Origin of the sequence: Clostridium sp. NSJ-145, from assembly GCF_021044725.1 — a bacterium.
Taxonomy (GTDB): domain Bacteria; phylum Bacillota; class Clostridia; order Clostridiales; family Clostridiaceae; genus Clostridium; species Clostridium disporicum_B.
In genome coordinates this window covers 1-1274 of the sequence record NZ_JAJNOS010000050.1, presented here as the reverse complement: position 1 = coordinate 1274, position 1274 = coordinate 1, and the positions used below count along the sequence as shown (strand labels likewise).

General features: G+C 30.7%; 1 protein-coding gene. It reads left to right on the top strand.

Features of this window, described 5'->3' with window-relative positions:
- The first annotated feature begins 100 nt into the window (after positions 1-100).
- Entirely contained in the window at positions 101-1123 is a 1023-nt protein-coding gene (locus LQE93_RS16705; protein ID WP_231074574.1) for an IS6 family transposase, read from the top strand.
- The last annotated feature ends 151 nt before the right edge of the window (positions 1124-1274 follow it).

Here is a 1274-nt window from a genome sequence, read left to right as displayed (position 1 = left end):
CGATCTGTTAAGTTATATGAACATTGCTCTTCTCAACCTAAGGAAATACAATAGGTTTGCAAAACTAAATAATACCCCCTTAGAAAAGGAGAGAAGAACAATGAACAAGACTAATATAAAATGCCCTCGCTGTAATTATGATAAACTATATAAGTTTGGTTTGAATAAGCAGGCTAAACAAAAGTATCAATGTAAAAGGTGTAAGCGCCAATTCGCATTGGGTGACGGTGGAGGTCGCCCTAAAATGAACTATCCTAAATGTCCCAAATGTGGTAAAGGCACTTATTTACATCATTCATATAAACACTATAACCGTTATAAATGTAATAATAAAAAATGTAATCATATTATTGTTAATTATCATAATTTCAATATTGATTCAGCTTCTATCGAAGCTATTACCGGTTCCCTTTCTATGAAAGGAATGAGGTTCCCACTCCAAATTATCATTACATCATTGACTTTATATTACTTGAATAACACATCAACTAGAGCTATATCACAATTTCTTTTAAGCACTTTTAACGTAAAAGTATCTCATGTAACTATAGCTAATTGGAGTAATAAATTTGCTCCTTACTTTAAACTCAAAGCTAATAAATTTATGAAAGAGATAAATTTACAATCCGATGATTGGCATGCTGATGAAACTGTTGTTTTTATTAATGGGATAAAGCATTATCTCTGGTTAGTCATTGACTCTGAAACACGCTTTATAGTTTCTTTTCACTTAAGTAGATATAGAGATGAAAGTTCTGCATTCTCTTTAATAAATGAAGCTAGAAAGTATGGTTCACCATCAAATCTAATTACAGATAGGTGGCCAGCGTATACAGAAGCTATAGCAACTCTATTGCCATGCACAAAGCATCTACCAGTAAAGCCAATGTCTAGTGATACAAATAACAACCTTATAGAATCTTTTAATAAAACTTTTAAAGCTTGGTATAAAGCTAAGAAAGGATTTAATTCGTTTAAAAAAGCTAATAACTTAATATATTTATTTATATTTCACTATAACTTTATTAGATCCCACGGTTCACTAAACAGACATACTCCAGCTGAAGTTGCTGGCTTCGCTAGCGATAGCTTTGATAAAAACTCTTGGTTTACAGCAGTATAATTAAATTTAATACCTTTATTTAACCTGCAAAAATCAATTTATTGCAGGCTTTGTTTGCCATACAATAAAATATTCAAACTTATATAATTTTCAAAGAGCGAGGAATTCTATGAAAAATCAAGCTATTTTTTCATATCAACTTAACAGATTC

What these genes read in the sequence shown, in the direction of transcription:
- LQE93_RS16705 (WP_231074574.1), top strand. Translation starts at nt 101, where the DNA reads ATGAACAAGACTAATATAAAATGCCCTCGCTGTAATTATGATAAACTA.